This window comes from Candidatus Symbiopectobacterium sp. NZEC135 (assembly GCF_025962695.1).
Genome location: NZ_JAGFPF010001316.1, coordinates 1 through 599 on the forward strand (window position 1 = coordinate 1; position 599 = coordinate 599).

1 protein-coding gene is annotated in these 599 nt (G+C 52.8%); it reads right to left on the reverse strand.

All coding sequences use genetic code 11. The features are described 5' to 3' along the window. Positions 1 to 520 (reverse strand): MurR/RpiR family transcriptional regulator (locus tag J5224_RS34025; protein ID WP_264629267.1); only part of this gene is annotated, 520 nt, incomplete at its 3' end. Positions 521 to 599: the final 79 nt, after the last annotated feature.

Below are 599 nucleotides of genomic sequence, written 5' to 3' on the forward strand. Positions count from 1 at the left end.
TTATCACACCCGCCGTCCGCAAACGAAAGACCGCATCAGCGGCAACCGTCGCAGAGGGACCAGCACCAAATGCAAATACCTGGCGTGCGCTCTGGATTAAATCGACCGCCTCATCAAGTGCGGAGATTTCGATAGCACCGCTGAGCGCAGTCAGTGCGTCTACACCAGCACGAATTGATGTTTCCAGCACTGATGCCAGCGTCGCATCCGCTGTAAGAACTTCAGGCGGGGCAAAGAATTGGGCAGTGCCACGAGCCCGGGCAATCTCTATCTTAAGTTCAGTGAACCCGGTGAACCCGATCGCTCGTGCAGCGCGTATTACTGTCGGCGGTGATACACCAGCACGGGTGGCAACCTGTGCTGCCGTGCTTGTACCGACAAATAAAGGATCGACAAGCAGGAGATCGACAACTTTAGCCTCACTTGCAGCGAGGTCGCCGCTTCGGGCGTGAATGCTGCCAAGCCATTGCTGTAACCGCTGCTCACCTTCTGAAATTCTATTACCATTTTCTTTATTCATATGTAATATATTACATGTCCTTTGGGAAGGGCACAACCACCACGTAATTAGATTCTGTTGCAAGGAGTCCGCATTCATG